The organism is Deltaproteobacteria bacterium, assembly GCA_011773515.1.
Lineage (GTDB): Bacteria > Desulfobacterota > Deferrimicrobia > J040 > J040 > WVXK01.
In genome coordinates this window covers 182431-198706 of sequence record WVXK01000062.1, presented here as the reverse complement: position 1 = coordinate 198706, position 16276 = coordinate 182431, and the positions used below count along the sequence as shown (strand labels likewise).

The 16276-nt window shown below is 51.1% G+C and carries 17 protein-coding genes; 14 read left to right on the top strand and 3 right to left on the bottom strand.

The features are described from left to right. Window positions 1-5 precede the first annotated feature (5 nt). Window positions 6-998, bottom strand: a complete 993-nt coding sequence (locus GTN70_07740; protein NIO16876.1) for a hypothetical protein — start codon at window positions 996-998, stop codon at window positions 6-8. Window positions 999-1115: 117 nt separating this feature from the next. Here GTN70_07740 and GTN70_07735 point away from each other — a divergent pair, with 117 nt between their 5' ends. Genes GTN70_07735 through GTN70_07710 form a run of 6 tightly spaced genes read left to right on the top strand, consistent with a single transcriptional unit; the run spans window position 1116 to window position 8603 of the window. Beyond that, complete coding sequence (locus tag GTN70_07735) at window positions 1116-2804, top strand: hypothetical protein (GenBank protein ID NIO16875.1); 1689 nt, start codon at window positions 1116-1118, stop codon at window positions 2802-2804. Between the two features lie 3 nt (window positions 2805-2807). Further along, window positions 2808-3572 (top strand): hypothetical protein, encoded by a 765-nt coding sequence (locus GTN70_07730; GenBank protein ID NIO16874.1) that lies wholly within the window; start codon window positions 2808-2810, stop codon window positions 3570-3572. Between the two features lie 19 nt (window positions 3573-3591). Then, window positions 3592-5391, top strand: coding sequence for an AMP-binding protein (locus GTN70_07725; GenBank protein ID NIO16873.1), 1800 nt, complete (start codon window positions 3592-3594; stop codon window positions 5389-5391). 2 nt (window positions 5392-5393) lie between these two features. Next, window positions 5394-5816 carry a tRNA (N6-threonylcarbamoyladenosine(37)-N6)-methyltransferase TrmO gene (gene tsaA / locus GTN70_07720; GenBank protein NIO16872.1) on the top strand — a complete coding sequence of 141 codons (423 nt, stop codon included), beginning with the start codon at window positions 5394-5396 and terminating at the stop codon, window positions 5814-5816. Between the two features lie 10 nt (window positions 5817-5826). Next, entirely contained in the window at window positions 5827-6612 is a 786-nt protein-coding gene (locus GTN70_07715; protein ID NIO16871.1) for a hypothetical protein, read from the top strand. A gap of 11 nt (window positions 6613-6623) precedes the next feature. Then, window positions 6624-8603 carry a LysM peptidoglycan-binding domain-containing protein gene (locus tag GTN70_07710; GenBank protein NIO16870.1) on the top strand — a complete coding sequence of 660 codons (1980 nt, stop codon included), beginning with the start codon at window positions 6624-6626 and terminating at the stop codon, window positions 8601-8603. Here the strand turns inward: GTN70_07710 and GTN70_07705 are convergent. Next, window positions 8562-9656: a hypothetical protein gene (locus GTN70_07705; GenBank protein ID NIO16869.1), complete on the bottom strand. Its 1095-nt coding sequence runs from the start codon at window positions 9654-9656 to the stop codon at window positions 8562-8564. The genes GTN70_07710 and GTN70_07705 overlap by 42 nt on opposite strands. Before the next feature lie 402 nt (window positions 9657-10058). On the opposite strand from GTN70_07705, the gene GTN70_07700 reads away from it, so the two are divergent. From GTN70_07700 to GTN70_07690, 3 genes are all read left to right on the top strand, one after another. Beyond that, complete coding sequence (locus GTN70_07700) at window positions 10059-10601, top strand: hypothetical protein (protein NIO16868.1); 543 nt, start codon at window positions 10059-10061, stop codon at window positions 10599-10601. Window positions 10602-10677: 76 nt separating this feature from the next. Further along, window positions 10678-11316, top strand: coding sequence for a CBS domain-containing protein (locus GTN70_07695; protein ID NIO16867.1), 639 nt, complete (start codon window positions 10678-10680; stop codon window positions 11314-11316). A 101-nt stretch (window positions 11317-11417) separates the two neighbouring features. After that, on the top strand, window positions 11418-11636 hold the full coding sequence (locus tag GTN70_07690) for a NifU family protein (GenBank protein NIO16866.1): 219 nt from the start codon (window positions 11418-11420) through the stop codon (window positions 11634-11636). A gap of 150 nt (window positions 11637-11786) precedes the next feature. Here the strand turns inward: GTN70_07690 and GTN70_07685 are convergent, their stop codons facing one another. Beyond that, window positions 11787-12323, bottom strand: coding sequence for a redoxin domain-containing protein (locus GTN70_07685; protein ID NIO16865.1), 537 nt, complete (start codon window positions 12321-12323; stop codon window positions 11787-11789). Between the two features lie 167 nt (window positions 12324-12490). Between GTN70_07685 and GTN70_07680 the strand changes: the two genes are divergently transcribed. The 5 genes from GTN70_07680 to GTN70_07660 are packed head-to-tail and all read left to right on the top strand — an operon-like array spanning window position 12491 to window position 15980. Further along, the gene (locus tag GTN70_07680) at window positions 12491-12694 is read left to right on the top strand and encodes a hypothetical protein (protein ID NIO16864.1); all 204 of its coding nucleotides are present in this window, start codon (window positions 12491-12493) and stop codon (window positions 12692-12694) included. Between the two features lie 27 nt (window positions 12695-12721). Further along, window positions 12722-13933, top strand: coding sequence for an aminotransferase class V-fold PLP-dependent enzyme (locus tag GTN70_07675; GenBank protein NIO16863.1), 1212 nt, complete (start codon window positions 12722-12724; stop codon window positions 13931-13933). A gap of 4 nt (window positions 13934-13937) precedes the next feature. Further along, a complete protein-coding gene (gene nifU, locus GTN70_07670) occupies window positions 13938-14318 on the top strand; it encodes a Fe-S cluster assembly scaffold protein NifU (protein NIO16862.1) in 381 nt (126 codons plus the stop codon). 24 nt (window positions 14319-14342) lie between these two features. Continuing rightward, window positions 14343-14537, top strand: coding sequence for a hypothetical protein (locus tag GTN70_07665; GenBank protein NIO16861.1), 195 nt, complete (start codon window positions 14343-14345; stop codon window positions 14535-14537). A gap of 30 nt (window positions 14538-14567) precedes the next feature. Continuing rightward, window positions 14568-15980, top strand: coding sequence for a cysteine--tRNA ligase (locus GTN70_07660; GenBank protein ID NIO16860.1), 1413 nt, complete (start codon window positions 14568-14570; stop codon window positions 15978-15980). Window positions 15981-16276: the final 296 nt, after the last annotated feature.

Below are 16276 nucleotides of genomic sequence, written 5' to 3'. Positions count from 1 at the left end.
ACGGGTTACCCGGCCTGCTCCCGGACGAGATAGATGTTTACGTCCACCCGGTCCGTTTCTTTTTCCCCCATTTTGTCGATCACGGTGACACGCCCCTTGCGCCTGATGAGATCTGCTTTTTTGTCCAGCGATGAAGTGAAACTTTCCAGGGCCTTGATAAGGACGAGCTCTTTGTCCTTCAGGGCGTTGAGAAACTTCAGGCTTCCATCGTGGGTTCTTCCCGCTGCGATTATGTCTATCTTGCAATCTTTTTCGCTCTCACAGAGTTCTACGAGGGTGGAAAGGAAGTCGTGAAAATCCTCTGAAAGTTTTTTCCCGTCACTGTCCAGCGCCGCTTCAAAAGGTACGGAGGCGAAGAGAAAGGAGATGTCCCTGGCCATGAATCGCGATGAGTAAGTCTCTGAGAGGGCAGCAGCCCCTTTCTGCCTGACACCGGAGAGTGGGAGAAAATCAGCGATCTCCTCTTTCAGGCGTGCGATTCTCCCTTCGAGGAGGTGGACCTTCGAAGAGAGCTCTTCCAGGTCGCTGCTCCTTACTTCGGCCGATGCAAGACGGGTTTTTAGGTCGCCAACCTCCCCGTTCAGCGCTTCCACCGTATTTTCGAGCTTCGAGTTTTCCACCGTAAGCTCCTTGATCTGAATAGAGTATTTTTTCTCCTTTTCGAGAAGTTCGCTTATCAGTGTTTCCCTCGATATTTTCGTGGTATCGTATCTTTTCTGAAGTTCCTCGACCGTTCCCTGCAGCCTTTCGACCTCTTCTCCCCGCGCTGAAAGTTCGCTCTTGGTAATGTTCAGCTCACTCGAGAGGGCATCGACGGTTTTGCTGATCTCCTCGATTTCAATAATGAGGGCATTGTTTTTTTTCTTGCTCTCTGAGAGGGCGCTTCTCAACATATCGGCTTCTTTGGTTTTTGAATCGTATTTCGTAGTAGTTACGAAACAACCCTGGAGGAGCAGGGCAAAGGTAACCGGAAATGCAAGAGGGTAAAACTTTTTCATTGCCATTTATCCCGCAGCAAATGTCATTCGGCTCAAGAAATTAAATAGATTTTACAACCTTAGTAATTTTATATAAAGTTTTTTAAGTATGAAAGCAAGCGAGGCGTGGACGGGTTTATGAAAAAGAGCAAGGAAATAGTAGAAAAGCTCGTTTCCCTCAAGCTTCTGGACGTAAAAAGCATTTCCCAACTCGTGGAGGCCTCGCTCCGAAGCGGCAGGGATGTCCTCGAGGAGGCCATGGTGACGGGGCTTGTTTCTGCCGATGCCCTGCCCTTTATCTTTTCTCAAAACTTTGACATCCCCTTCGCGGTGCTCAAGGAAGGAGACGTGGATGTATCCTTGGCTCCAGTCATACCCTCGGAAATCGCTTGGGGGGAAGAGGTAATTCCCCTTTCGGTGAATGATCAATTCGTCACGGTCGGTGTTCACAATCCTCTCCGCCCGAGAGTGTTCCGGCGGATCGAGGGGTTGACGGGAAAAAAGGTCAGGGTAGCGCTCGTGGGTAAGGATTCACTCCAGAAAACGCTCATGCGACTCTATCCACCACCTGTTTTTATAACCGAGAGGAGCATATCGGGAGAGCTTTCGAAGGAGATCAACGTGGCCAAGTTCCTGGGCACGAGAGACAGCATCGGCCTCGTATCGGAAATACTTTATATGGCGAGGATCGAGGGCATTGAGGTGATGACCTTCCACTATGTGCTGGGAAAGTTCATCATCGAGGGCCGCGAAGATTCCCGGAGCGTTATCCTTCTCGAGACACAGGAAAAAGTAGGGGAGTTTGTCTTTTCTGGGCTCAAGAAGCTGTGCGGCTTCCATAAGGGGAGCGCGACGATCGAGGAGAGAATTCTCGAGACGGGGAAAGGAAAGAGATTCGGCATGTACAAGGTGGCTCTGATTTCAGGAGCCGGTGCAAAAAAGGCGGTGGTGAAGGTGATACCGAACGCCCTGGGAAAGCTCTCGTTAGAAAATCTTGGATTCGACGGGGATCAGCTTGAATCGATAACCGGGATGATACGCAGGGAAAAAGGGGTATACGTGATTGCCTCACCCCTGTACGATGGCGTATCCACGACTCTGTATTCAATGGTCCGGCACGCCCTGGACCCATTTTTCCGGATCGTGGCGATGGAGGAAGACATAAGATATAAAAACGAAGGGTTCATACAGATTGAGAAGAAGATGATGGAAGAGGACCTGTCGATTGAAAAAATTATCAGGACTCTTTCACCCGATATTCTGATGTACGACAACATTCCCGTCGAAAGACTCATGAGTGAAATGGGTCGCATCGATTCGAGCAGGATGAGCGTTTTCGCAGGGATTCAGAGCCAGTCGCTGGAAGATGCCCTGAAGGGAATCGTGAATTCGGAGATTTCCCCCTATGTGCTTGCCTCGTCGATGAAGGCGCTGGTGTTTCAAAAGCTGGTGAGGATTCTCTGTGACGTCTGCAAGAAGGAACTTCCCACCATCCCATCTATGTATCTCTCCCGGGCGATGATAGAATCGGACAAGGGACAGTTCCTGGGAAAGCTGAAATACTTCATACCAACGGGATGTGCAGTCTGCGACGGCACAGGGTATACGGGAAAAACAGCCCTCTTTGACCTCATTGTATTTTCTCCTTCTGTGCGGATGGAGCTGTTGATGGATAAGTCCGAGGAGGAGAAGCGGGAGAAAATTCTGTCCCATGTCAGGCTGGGACCTGAAGATTCTGTGGTCAATCTGCTGATGGATGGGAGAGTGACTTTCGAGGATGCGATACCATTTATAAAGTCTCTCTTGAGAAGAGGCGAGAAAGGGTAGGTGATGGAGAGAAATACCTTTTTGCTCTTGTTAGTGCTGTGCCTGTTTTCTCTCCCCGGCGCAACTTCCGCATCGGGGCCCAAAGGTTTTCACGATAGCAGCGAAAGGGAAAACTGCATCAAGTGTCACACCCGGGTTCCCGAAGAGGAAGGCGTGTCCCGGCAGGAGGCAAACCTGCTTTTTCAAGGGGAAATAGACAAAATATGCGGCCAGTGTCACGAGGACTACGAGCACGAGCATCCGGTGACGCTGGTTGTTTCACCGACGTCAGAGGGAACGAAGCTGCTTCCCCTCGACAGGGACGGGAAGATCATATGCACGAGCTGCCACGATGTTATCGAGAGAATACCCGTCCACAAGAGGAAAACAATCACGGGAAAAAAGCTCTGCCTGAGCTGTCACGTCGATTCCGAAATATTTGCCCAGATAATATGGTACCCGACGCGCCTCGAGAAAGGAGAACAGGGAAGGCTCGAGATAAAAGTCGTCGAGTTCAATCTCAGTTCGAATAAGGAATATGTCGGTGAGACGGTGCTCCTCTACTATTATGCAAAGGATATCGACACGGGGAACATAACATTCGGGACCGATATCCTGTATGATGACGGGACCCACGGTGACAGAATGAAAGGGGATTCCATATTCACGCTCACCGAAACTGCCCATATGGATAAAAAGGTAAGGCGGCTGGTATATACCGGCTGGATTCTCAACAGCAAGAACAAACGGAGCAATACGGTGACCCTGGCAATCGAATACGGCGAATAACTGGAGGATGGAGGTTCAGATGGGGTATGAAACCCTGTCCCGCATGTTCTTGGACAGGCTTGAAAGCAGAAAGAATGAGGTGAAGTTTCGATACAAGAGGGACAATTCCTGGGTGGACATGACCTGCGCGCAGGCGGGAAAAATTATCAGGTTGCTTTCAGCCGGCCTCTATTCGCTCGGTCTGGAAAAAGGGGACAAGGTGAGCATTCTGTCCTACACGAGGGTTGAATGGACTCTCGCCGATGCAGCCTGTATCGTGGGGGGGTTTGTCACCGTTCCCATCTATCACTCACTCCTCCCCGATACGGTTGAATACATACTCGGAGATTGCAAAGCCAAGGCCATCTTCGTTGAAGATGCAAAGCAGATGATGAAGGTGAACGCAATACGGGAGAGCGTTCCCGACCTGAAGTGGATCGTCTCCATGACACCCATTGAAGCAGATCTCATGAAGCCCTCCGATGTGATTTCCTTCAATGAGCTTCAGAAGATGGGAGAGGAAGCGCAAAACCGTGACCCCGATTTTATCGACCGTGTCGCCGGGGAGATAAAACCGGAAGATGATTTAACCGTTATCTACACTTCCGGCACGACGGGGCCGCCAAAAGGTGTGGTGACCACCCAGGAAAATTTTTGGTTCATGGTCAATTGCTCCATCAGGGCAACAGAGATAAGGGAGGGTGAGATAATGCTCCATTTTCTCCCTTTTGCCCACACCCTTGGCAGGATCGAACAGTTCATCTCCTTCGATGCCAATCTGGTCTCCGCCTACGCCGAAAGTATGGAGGCCGTGGGAGATAACATGGCCGAGGTCAAGCCTCATATCATGGTCAGCGTCCCGAGGCTCTATGAGAAGTTTTATGACAGGGTGATGGAGATGGTCGAGAAGGGGTCTCCCCTGAAAAAAAAGATCTTCCGATTTGCCCTGGAAACCGGCATAGAAGTGTCCCGTTTGCGGCAGCAGAAGAAGTCCATTCCCTTTCTGCTGGGTGTCAGGTTTGCCGTAGCAAAAAAGCTGGTTTTCGACAAGATCAAAGAGAGGATCGGCGGGAGACTGAGGTTTTTCATTTCCGGCGGAGCCCCCCTTGCAAAGGAGATTGCCGAGTTTTTTCATGCAATGGATGTGTTGATCCTGGAGGGATATGGCCTCACAGAGTGCTCGACGGTGGCTTCTGTCAACAGACTCGACAATTTTAAATTCGGGACGGTAGGTCTGCCGCTCCCGGATGTGCAGATCAAGATTGTAGAAGATGGTGAGATTCTGATCGGGGGAAAGAACATCTTCAAAGAGTACCTGAATGACCCCGGGGGCACGAGAAATGCGAAAACCGAAGATGGGTGGCTGAAGACGGGTGATATCGGCGAGATAGATGAGGATGGTTTTCTTACGATTACGGACAGAAAGAAGGATATTCTCGTAACGGCATCGGGAAAGAACATACCTCCTGCAAACATAGAAAATCTCCTCAAGATGGATAACTTCGTTTCCCAGTCCTTCATTTACGGAGACAGAAAGAAGTTCCTTGTTGCGCTCATGACCCTCAACAGGGAAGAGATCGAGGCCTGGGCGAGGGAGCAGGGCATTCAATACGACAGCTATGAGGATCTCGCCACCGGGAGGGAGGTTAACGACTTGATTCAAAAAAGCGTCGACAAAGTGAACGCGAAGCTTGCATCCTTCGAGACGGTAAAGAGGTTCCTTATCCTCCCCGACGACTTTTCCCAGGAAACAGGCGAGCTTACTCCAACGCTCAAGGTGAAGAGAAAAGTTGTCGTGGAAAAATACGGCCGCCTGCTCGACAGTCTCTACGAAGATTGAATATGGGTGGTGACAAGAGAGAAATTTACATCAGGCCTATCGGGATCATCAGGTCTCCTTTTCCATCGAGAAAAGAAGCTCCAAAGCAGGGTTTTCTCAGCAGCGAAGCATCACGCGTGGAGCTATTTCAGGAATACGAAAAGGGTGTTGAGGGAATACGTATCGGGGACATTCTTGATATCCTCTACTGGATGGGCCGGGCAAAAAGGACAACCCTCTGGAACAGGAACAGGAAAAAGGGAGTTTTTGGAACGAGGGGTCCCGACAGGCCAAACCCGGTCGGCATCTGCCCGGTAGAGGTAGTGGGTATCGAAAAGAATATCCTGCACGTAGTCCATCTCGACGCCGTGGATGGCTCGCCTGTCCTGGATATACGCCACAGCCTGTTCGATTCCCTCGATGGCTTGAAGACCAAGAAGTTTTAAACCGGGTTCAATGCCGCAGACAGCCTTCGACATCAACAGTATGCCGGAAATAGAGAGAAGGGACTTTTTGCTGCCCCTTATTCCCGATATACTTTTCGGTACCTATTCTATCGACAGGAGGACCTTTAAAAACCCTCACGGCAAAGAGTGCGTGAAATTTACAAACCCGCGGAAGATGCCCTTTTTCCAGGTAGAGTTGTGGAGGGATCCCGACGACAGAGACCCGGTGATGTTTCTGGACATTTCAACCACATCCTTCGGCCAGATGGAAATATCTTTCATCGTTGTTAACGACCCCGAATCTGAACGCTACAACATCGATGTGGATGATGCGGGGAGGGAAACGTATTTCGGAACGGTCCGGCGAAACGTTCCCGAGGAGATAAGGGCGATGGAGGCCGGCCTCGCCCCGGGACAGGTCAGGAAGGGGCTCAGGCTCATGAGACAGCTCGTTTCGATATGGGATGACTTCTTTTCGAAGATGGGCCACCGCTATTTTTTTCTGGAGCCCCTCGGATACTACAGCGCTATAATATACGAAAAATACGGATTTGCGCACATAAAAGGGAAAGAGAGAATGAAGTACATTCACCGGGAGTTTCAACCCGGGGGGACTCTTTTCGAAAGACTTGACGGGTCCACGCCTTTCAGAAAAAAGGGGATGGAGAAAACCGTGAGGGGAAGATCCTGGTCGATACATGACGGCATTCTCGAAGATCCCTGGGTGAGCCCCAAAATGTACAAGACCATCGGTGTGCATGCCGGAGAATGTACCTTTCCCGACTACAGTTTTTGAAGGAGAATCATGTGAACCGTCATATTGCCCTTCTCTTGATCCTCGCCGTTCTGTCAGGAAGCCACAGCCTTGCGCTGGCGGCAAAGGAAAGCGCAGGAAGACCGAAAATATATCTTGAAAAACGGGTGATTGCCGAAAAAGCAGGAAAGCAGATAAAGTTTTTCGAAGTGTACAGGATGGAAAAGGGAGATTCTTTGTGGAAAATATTTACCGATAAGCTCGGTGGCAGAAAGAGTGAGTTTTCCCTGTTCGTCGAAGCGTTCGAGAAGGCAAACCCCGGCATTGCGAATCCCTCTCTGATCAAGAGAGAGAGCCGCGTAAAACTCCCCATGAATGTTGGAACCCTGGGGAAAAAAAATCTTTTGGAAAGTATGGTCCGGCAGGGGAAGATATTTGAATACACGGTGACTTCAGGCGATATTTTGTGGAGGACTGCGCCCGGCGAGTTCAGAAGCACCAGGGAGATGCTGAAATATATCGAAGAGGTCAGGGAATTAAACCCCTTTTTGAAAAATCCCGACTGGATTTATCCCGGGCAGAAATTCTATCTTCCGAACTACAGCTATTTTCTGGAAGACGGGAGTGAGCGGGAACCCACTTTTGCCCGCATGGAAGAGGTGGCGGGAGAGGCTCAGGCTGATTTACGTGACGACGAGAAGGAGATTGCGGGCAGTCTCGATGCCGCCGTTGTCGGAGATGAAAAGGTAAGGGGTGAGTCTGAGACGGAAGATCTGTCCCCGGAAAAGCCGGTGCTCGATCGGCCCGCAGAGGGAGATAAGGGGACCCTGGAGGTCGAACGGGCATATCCCGAGAAGGTATTTGAGAAAGAAATGGCAACGAAGGGGGATGTCGATGCCGGCACGATTACATCCACCCGACCGCACGGGTCGCAGCGCCCCGATTTTCAGATGTCCCTTCCAAAGCAAAGGGGCCTCTTCAGCGACCTGCTCTCGGCGCTCGGTGAAAAGCTGATACTTTCGGGCGAAATGTATGTTCCCCTCGACGGGGGGGGAGAACTCGTGCTCAACATGGAAAAGTATCCCATTGCAAGATTCTCGAATGGAAGAAATGTAATACTGGACCTCTGGGGCTCCATCCCCCGGGAAGTTGAAAGGGTTCTTCGGGATAAGTGGATGGGATACGCCGTCCTGAGGCACGACAGCGAGAAAGGTATCGATGCCTTCCTGGAAAACCTGTTGAAAGCCGGGGGATACTATTCGGTAAAGGATGGGAGAACGACCCAGCTGGTCATAGGCGATAAAGTGTCCGTCTCCATCAACGCCGACCTGATCGCGCTCCGGGAGAATGACAGTTTACTGAAGGGAGAAGTGAATGCAATCAAGAGACTTCACCTGCCCTCGCTGTCCCCGATTCAATCGAGCATTTACGCCTACTGCCTCAAAACGGGGGTACTGGTGATTCCCTATTACGTGGACAGGTCCATAGGAGAGGGCTATGTCGTCTCCTACTACGCAGAGGCGACCGAGGATAACTATGACAGGGAAAAAGTGCCGGAAATGCTCCCTGATGGAGCAAAGTATATCCTCGATGCTGCTGGTGTTCGCTCCAGCAGGTCACACAAGATTTCGATAAAGGGAAAGGAAGGCGCATTTACCCTGACCATAAAGCCAGATCTCGTTTTCTGGGCGAAAAAACAGCCGTATATTCTCGATCCCGAGAGGTTTGCCGAGCCGATTACCGATCTGCTGGTAAAAGAGGGGTACAGGATCATACATGTCGAGGCAAACAGCTCGTACGCCACCATTATTCCCCGGTTGTTAAAGCTTGCCGGGGTAGAGTATTCACTCTACGAGAATGAGATTATCAGCGGCGGGAAAGATAAGGGTTACACCTTGAGAGCCTCGGGTTTTGCTCTGAAGAAGGAGTCCACGGGGGGTGAGCGGGATATCCTGTTCGTTGATGGAGAGGTTGACCTGGGTTTGAGGGGTTTACTCTATCGCGACTTCGGTATGAGGGTGATTACCTACTGAGAGATATTCGATGAGGCAGTTGTTCTCGGGGGCGCACCGCTCATCCTTGAATGTGGCGATGTCGACGATAAACGCCCCTTCCCCCGAGTATTCTGCCATTTTTCCGCACCTTCTTACACAGCGCAAGTTTTCGGGGCAGATATGCACCCGAATGACAGAACAACCGTCCTTTTGTTTTGCCAGGGGGGTCTTTTCAGAGGAAGTACTTCCCAGGAGTTCACTTTCCACCGATTCGATGCCCACGAGGTAATACTCTTTCTGAAGGGTGTACTTGAGCAGCACTTTTTCCACGGTGAGGGAAGCAAGGTTTTTCCTGCCATTTGAAAGGTTCACCAGCCCCCAAACCCGGTTGTTGTTGCTTCTTACCTGTTTCCAGATGGCTTTCAGTATCGGTTTTCCCATGGGAAAGAGCAATGACAGGGGTTCTCTGACCACATTTTCCGGGGTGTATCCGAGAAAATTTTTATTGCAGGGGAGAAAATCATTTATATGGCCTGTCCTGTTCACGATGAAATATGTGGTGGGCCCCTGCCCGATGATCGTCTCGAGTCGCTGGTTTCGCCTCACCGATTTGTCGATTACCATGTTTTTTTCGAGCACCGGGGAAAGTTGCCGGAAGAGCTCCGAGAGATCATCCAGGTCTTTTTCCTTCTTGTATTTGAGCCCGGACAGGCCGATTGCGCAGAGAACCCGCTGTTTCACTTTCAAGGGAAAAAGCACGAAGGGTTCGGGAAGTTCATCGATCGCTCTGCTCATGAGACCTGACCGCTCACCTGCTTTCCTGAGCGGAATCCAGCTTTTGGAAAAGATATCTATAATTGAGCTGTCAAATGGAATCGAGAGGTTCTGGAGCTTCAGAACTTTCCGCGTGGCCGAGGGAAAAAAGTTTAGAGGAACGAGGCTTGTTGTCTTCCAGTCGATTTCGAAAAAGATGGCGAGCTGGAACCGGAGGAGACGTTTCAGGCTCATCCCGAGATGGAGGAAGGATTCGCCTGAGTCGAAGCATTCGATGAGTTCGGTCTTAAGGTCCTCTATTGTCTGTTTATCGGTCACGTGTTAGTTTTCCGGAAAGCGCTGAATTCCCCCCGTATTAAAGGATATTGTAGCATCGAATCAAACGGGAGGAGGGAATTATTTCGGCTTTTTGCAGGAGCATCCGGCAAAGGTTCCAGGCACAGTCCCTTCCCTCGGCAGGGGAGAAAAGGTTTGTGCTCAGTGTTTTATGCCCCACCATCCCGGTAACGTATCCACTGTTTGATCCCCCAGCACGGTGTGCATTGGGCGCAGAAATCTCAGAGCTCGGCATGATCGCTGCCCGTTTCAGGAAATGTGAGCTCCCCACTGTGTTATCCTTCAGGTTTGAATGGGGTAGAGTTGTTTGAGCGATTGGAAGATAATAGAATACATATTCTCGAGCAATAGCGTTGACGGGTTTGTGATGCAGGTGCGTGTCGAATGAATCGCAAGAGAGAAAGGATACCGAGGGTAGTTGTTTTTCTCTTTCTCACTGCCCTCATCGGGCTGATTACTGCGAGAATGATGATGAAGTCCAATGAGGTTCGGGGAGAAAAGGTCCTGGATGAGCAGTTCAGGTATTTTGAAAAACTCACGTACAAGTCGCAGAAAAATCCGGCGACTCGTGAAAAAAAAGAGCTCGAGAGAGAGATCCTTTCTCTCCTCGGCTCCTCTTTCGCTTTGCCGGAGGAAGGTTTTACATACCTCTCTCTCCATCGGGTCAAAACAAGGAGTGTAAAGGGTGCATTTGTCCCCTTCTATTACCAGAGGAATCTCTATCTCCTCTGTGTCTATTCTCTGGGAGGTAAGAGTGCCTCGGCCAGGAAAGACTTTCTCGATGCCGCAACACTTCTGTCCGGCATGAAAGAGGAGGTTTCATTCGTGGTGTTCGAAACGGGGGAAAACCTGAAGGTGTCGCTCATGTCCGCTGTGTCAAAAGAGGATCTTTTCCTCCTGACCAGAAATTATTTCATGGAGCGATGAACTTGCGCTTGCCTGGTAATTGGCATGGCAGTAAACTTCCAAATGGCTTGCGGCAAAACAATTCCGGAGGTATCAGATGATAGTAGCCAGAAGAATGCGGAAAAACCCCGTATGGGTCGATGAAGAGGACTCAATGAAAAAGGGGATTGACCTTCTCAAGGAAAAGGGGATACGACACCTTCCTGTCCTCAGGAAGGGAGAAAATCTCGTCGGGATAGTTTCCGACAGGGATATAAAGGCAGCATCGCCTTCCCCGGCAACGTCTCTGGAGATACGGGAGATATACTATCTTCTTGACAAGATCAAGATCAAACAGATCATGACCAAGAAACCCTACACGGTTTCACCGGGAACTTCCGTTGAGGAGGCGGCGCTGATCATGAGGGAAAAAAAGATCGGCGCACTGCCCGTTGTGGAGGACGGAAAGCTGGTCGGCATATTGACCGAGACTGATATTCTCGACGCGTTTCTTGATGCCATGGGCATCAACAGGCCGGGATACAGGGTCGAGGTTGCACTGCCGAACACGTCGGGCCAGATGTTCAAGGTGGCGAAGCTTCTGAGTGAGTTTGATGTCAACATCGTTTCGGTCGTAACGGCTTCCGCCGATGACCCTGACATGAAAATCCTTGTACTGAGGATCGAAACGAACAGGTACAAAGTGGTGAAGAGCATGCTCAAAAAGGCAGGGATCGAGATCGTTGCAGCGGACTGAATCTTCCATCTCAAAGAGACATCAAACGTACGTGCTCACAATGACACGGAAAAACAGACATCGGTAAATGATATAATATAGTGAAAAAGGAGGATTATACTATGCGTGAGGCAGTGGAAAGAGTTCTCGAGAAGGTAAGGCCGGCTCTTCAGGCAGACGGTGGTGATGTCGAACTGGTCGATGTAGAAGAGGGCGTGGTCAAACTTCGGCTGACAGGAGCCTGTGGAGGCTGTCCGATGGCATCGCTCACCCTGAAAAATGGTATCGAAGTCGCGCTGAAGGAAGAGATCCCGTCGGTGGAAAGAGTCGAATCGGTATAAACGACATTTGCGGCAGTTGCCTGCCCTCTGCGGCGCTGGACGCACCCGGTTCCCGTGGCGATTTCGAGATGGAAAGGAAAAGGAATGCGTTTTCGCGCTATTTCCGGGGAAATGGTCCTGTAAAGCCTCGAGCTATTGTGTAACCGGTCATCAGAGGATCTTTTTCGCCTCTTCCTCGAAGGTCGTTTCGTCCAAAAATCCCATGTGAACGTTTGTTATCTCGCCTTTTCTATTGATGAAAATGGTTGTGGGTAATGACTTCAAGCCCCCGTACATGCTGATCATGTCCCGTGAGCCTATCGCAACGGTGTAGGGAATTTTGTATTCGCTTATGAATTCGGGGAGAACGGTTTCCGGGTCATTGTCCAGGGAGATCCCGATTATTTCGAGCCCCTGGCTCTTGTATTCTTTGTATATGTTCACAAATCCCGGTATCTCGCTCTGGCAGGGCGGGCACCAGGTGGCAAAAAAGTTCAGCACCACCGCTTTCCCCTGGAAGTCTGCGAGGTTTATCTTTTCCCCGGATATATCCTCCAATTCGAACCGGGGGGCAAGTACCGGTGGATGCCCCCCACGGGACTCTTTACCGGGAGACCCTATCATCAAGGGCCGCTGTTTGAGAAAAATGTATCCGCCTGCGATTGCTACGATAAGAGCGGCGATCACAACTGTGGTTTTCTGGCTCACCCTGACCTCACACGGTTTGGTATCGACTTAAATTTTATATTGTAGCACGCCGGAAGGTGAGGGGATGGAAAATGATCGTGCCATGCGGGGTGTTGTCGTATTCTGCTATTATGATTGAAACTGAAAATTAAATGGTACATCATTAAATATGAATGGGGAGGTGGCACATGCCGAAAGAGGAGATCTCCAAGGTGTTGAGGATGGCTCTTTCGCTGGAGAAGAAAAACTACAACGATTACCTGAAAGCCTCGGAAGAAGCAGAACTCCAATCCATAAAGAAAATGTTCAAATTCCTGGCTGATGAGGAGGAAAAACACATTGCACTGGTCAAGAAAAAAATGGAGGAATTCGGGGTCTCGGAGGATGAGTAGAGAAAGAAACCGGCCCCCTGAGGAATCATGAAAAAAGTTTTTTTCGACCATATTTCCACCACGCCCCTTCACCCGGACGTGCTCGATGCGCTGCTGCCCTTCTTCGTGGGTCAGTACGGTAACCCGAGCTCGCATATTCACGAGCAGGGACAGCTGGCGTTGAGAGCCATCGAGGGGGCAAGGGAGAAGGTTGCCGGTTTGATTCACGCAACTCCCGAAGAGGTGGTTTTCACGTCCGGGGCGACCGAGTCCAACAACCTTGCCGTAAAGGGTGTTGCCGGGGCGATGAAAAAAAAGGGGATGCACATCATCGTATCCGAGGTGGAGCATTTCTCCGTTCTCAATGCCCTCATTCCGCTGATAAATGAAGGGTACGAGATTACCTACCTTCCCGTTGACCGGCACGGCCTCATAGATCCGGAGGAGTTAAGACAGTCTGTCAGGGATGACACGATCCTCATCTCGGTCATGCACGCAAATTCGGAAATCGGGACCATTATGCCCGTTTTAGAGGTTGGAGCCGTCGCGAGGGAGAAGGATGTCTATTTCCACTGTGATGCAACCGCTTCTGCCGGCCACATACCCGTGGACGTGGAGAGGATGGGAGCAGATCTTCTCACCCTGTCGGCTCACAACTTTTACGGGCCGAAGGGAGCCGGCGCGCTGTTCGTGAGAAAGGGTACCCGTATCGCCCCCCTTCAAGAAGGGGGCTTCCAGGAGGGTGGTTTGAGGGCCGGTACCGAAAACGTTACCGGAATAGTCGGTTTTGGAAAGGCTGCCGAAATTGCCATGGATGAGATGGAGGAGGATGCCCTTCGGCTGAGAGACCTCGAACAGCAGCTGAGAGAGGGGCTCAAAAACAGGATCAGCCACATCCACTTTACCGGGCACGAGGTGAGCCGGCTTCCGGGTCACGTGAGCTTCTGGATTGAGTTTGCGGAGGGGGAATCGCTCCTCATATACCTGAACATCAACGGCGTAATGGCCGCGAGCGGCTCTGCGTGCAGCTCGAACCTGAAAGCCCAGGATGAGGAAGACCTCGTAGCCTCCCATGTGCTGAAGGCCATCGGTGTTCCGTCGGATATCTGCACCGGCTCCATAACCTTCAGTATGGGAAAGTGGAATCGTCCTGATGAGGTTGACTACGTGCTGGAAATTATGCCGGGAATAGTGCAGAGACTCTGGGAGATATCGCCATCCTATTCCGATTACTTGAAAAGCGGGGGAGTTAGGAGGTAACGGTATGTCTATTGGACCCTACAGCGAGAAGGTGATGGATCACTTCATGAACCCGAGAAACGTCGGTGAAATCGATGATGCAAGCGGTGTTGGCGAGGTTGGCAATCCGGCATGTGGCGACATGATGCGACTCTTTATCAAGGTTGAGGACAATGTCGTTACCGATGCCAAGTTCATGACTTTCGGGTGTGGTGCTGCCATTGCGTCGAGCAGCATGCTCACCGAGATAATCAAGGGGAAAACCGTCGACGAAGTGCTCACCATCACGAACGAGAATGTTGCAGAGGCGCTCGACGGGCTCCCCCCTGCAAAGATTCACTGTTCTGTCATGGCGGAAGAAGCGGTGAAGGCTGCGATCGAAGACTACCGGAAAAAAGCGGTCTGACGGATATCAAACGGGGAGGTTATCATGGATTACGACCCATCAGCAGTTCTCTTTGATGCACTCGAGAGGGAGAAATGGGCATACAAAAAGTACCGGGAAGCAGCCGAAAGGTTTGAAGACGAGAGCGTAAAGGAGCTTTTCCGCTTCCTGGCCGAGGAAGAAAAAAAACACATCCAGATGATACAGGATGAAATAGACAGTGCCCTCTGGGAGTATTGAACCGCATAGGGGGCTTGTCGGGTAAAACCCATGGCCCTTCATATTTACAGCACTACCGAACGAAATGTAGTCCCTTTTACCCCTCTTGATCCCTCCATCGTGAAGATCTATACCTGTGGCCCCACCGTGTACCGGTACGCTCACATCGGTAATTTGAGGACCTACCTCATGTCGGATATCCTGGTGCGTGTGCTCCGCTATCTTTCCTACACGGTTTACCATGTGAAAAACATAACCGATGTGGGACATATGCGCCAGGAGATGCTCGAGCGCGGTGAGGACAAGGTGATCGCCGCAGCCCGTGCAGCACGAAAAACGCCGGAGGAAATAGCGGGTTATTTTACGGCAGCCTTTCTGCGGGATGAGGGGAGGATGGGAATTGCTCCTGCCGACCTCTACCCGCGGGCTAGTGACCACATCGAAGAGATGATCGAACTGGTTTCGAAACTCGTTTTGAAGGGTTTCACCTACGAAAGGGAAGGGACCATATATTTCGATGTGGGCAGGTTCAGCGATTACGGCAAGCTTTCGAGAAACCTCCCGGAACAACTGCGCGAAGGTTACAGGAGCGAGGCGGACCATCACAAAAAAAATCCCGAGGATTTCACCCTCTGGAAGCAGGCTGAGCCCGGGAGGGAGCTGAAGTGGGAAAGCCCCTGGGGAGAGGGCTTCCCGGGATGGCATATCGAGTGTGCGGCGATGGCCATCAAGTATCTCGGAAAGGAGTTCGATGTTCACCTCGGCGGCATTGACCTTGTTTTTCCGCACCACGAGAATGAGATTGCGCAGGCGCGGTGCGCAGTGGGGGGGAATTTTGCCCGGTACTGGGTTCACGGAGGCCATCTCCTGGTCAACGGAAAGAAAATGTCCAAATCTGCCGGTAATGAGTACACCCTCGACGATCTCGAGGAGCGCGGATTTTCGCCGATGGATTTCCGGTACCTCTGTCTCAACGCTCATTACAAGACGGTGATGAATTTCACCATGGAGGCTCAGGAGGGAGCGAGGAAGGCCCGCTCGCGATTGAAGAGTCAGGCCCTTTCTCTTTTCGAGGAACATGGCATGTGTGATCGGCCGGGCGCGCGTGCGCGGGAGTTCGAGGGGGAATTCCAGGGTGCCCTGGAAAGCGACTTGAATATTCCAAAGGCCCTCGCCACGGTCTGGAAAATGTTCAGGTCAGATCTCGGCGAGGCTGAAAAGGTTTATCTTCTCAGGAAATGGGATGTCGTTCTGGGGCTCGACCTCTTTGAGAAAAGCGAAGAGAAAGAGTCGGAGCGTGACGAGGATTTCCTGAAAGCGCGGGAAATAGCCGAAAGAAGAGCCCGGGCGAGAAAGAACAGGCGGTATGATGAGGCTGACCTTTTGCGCGCCGAAATAAAATCGCTCGGATACAGTGTGATTGATTCAAAGGATGGGTACATTCTGGAAAAAGTCAAGGAGTGAGCGTTCCCTTGAAGGACTTTATCTCTCCCGCATGTAAGTTCCAAGGTTGATCGTTTTTTTCCGGCGACCTGGGCATTTTGCATTCTCGACCCTCCGGGCAATCAGTGGCTCCCTGCTGGTCTGGCCTTCGCGGGTGTCACGCCGCATATTTCTATCGCATTACCTGTCTGTATGCACCTCCCCGTCTCCTCGCAAACGGTTCATGTGACTAACGATAAGTCCTCATCGGCCGGGTGATTCGGCCGCGTTTCTTTCTTCCGGGAAAGTGTTTGGGTGCGATATTCGACGCGAAATTA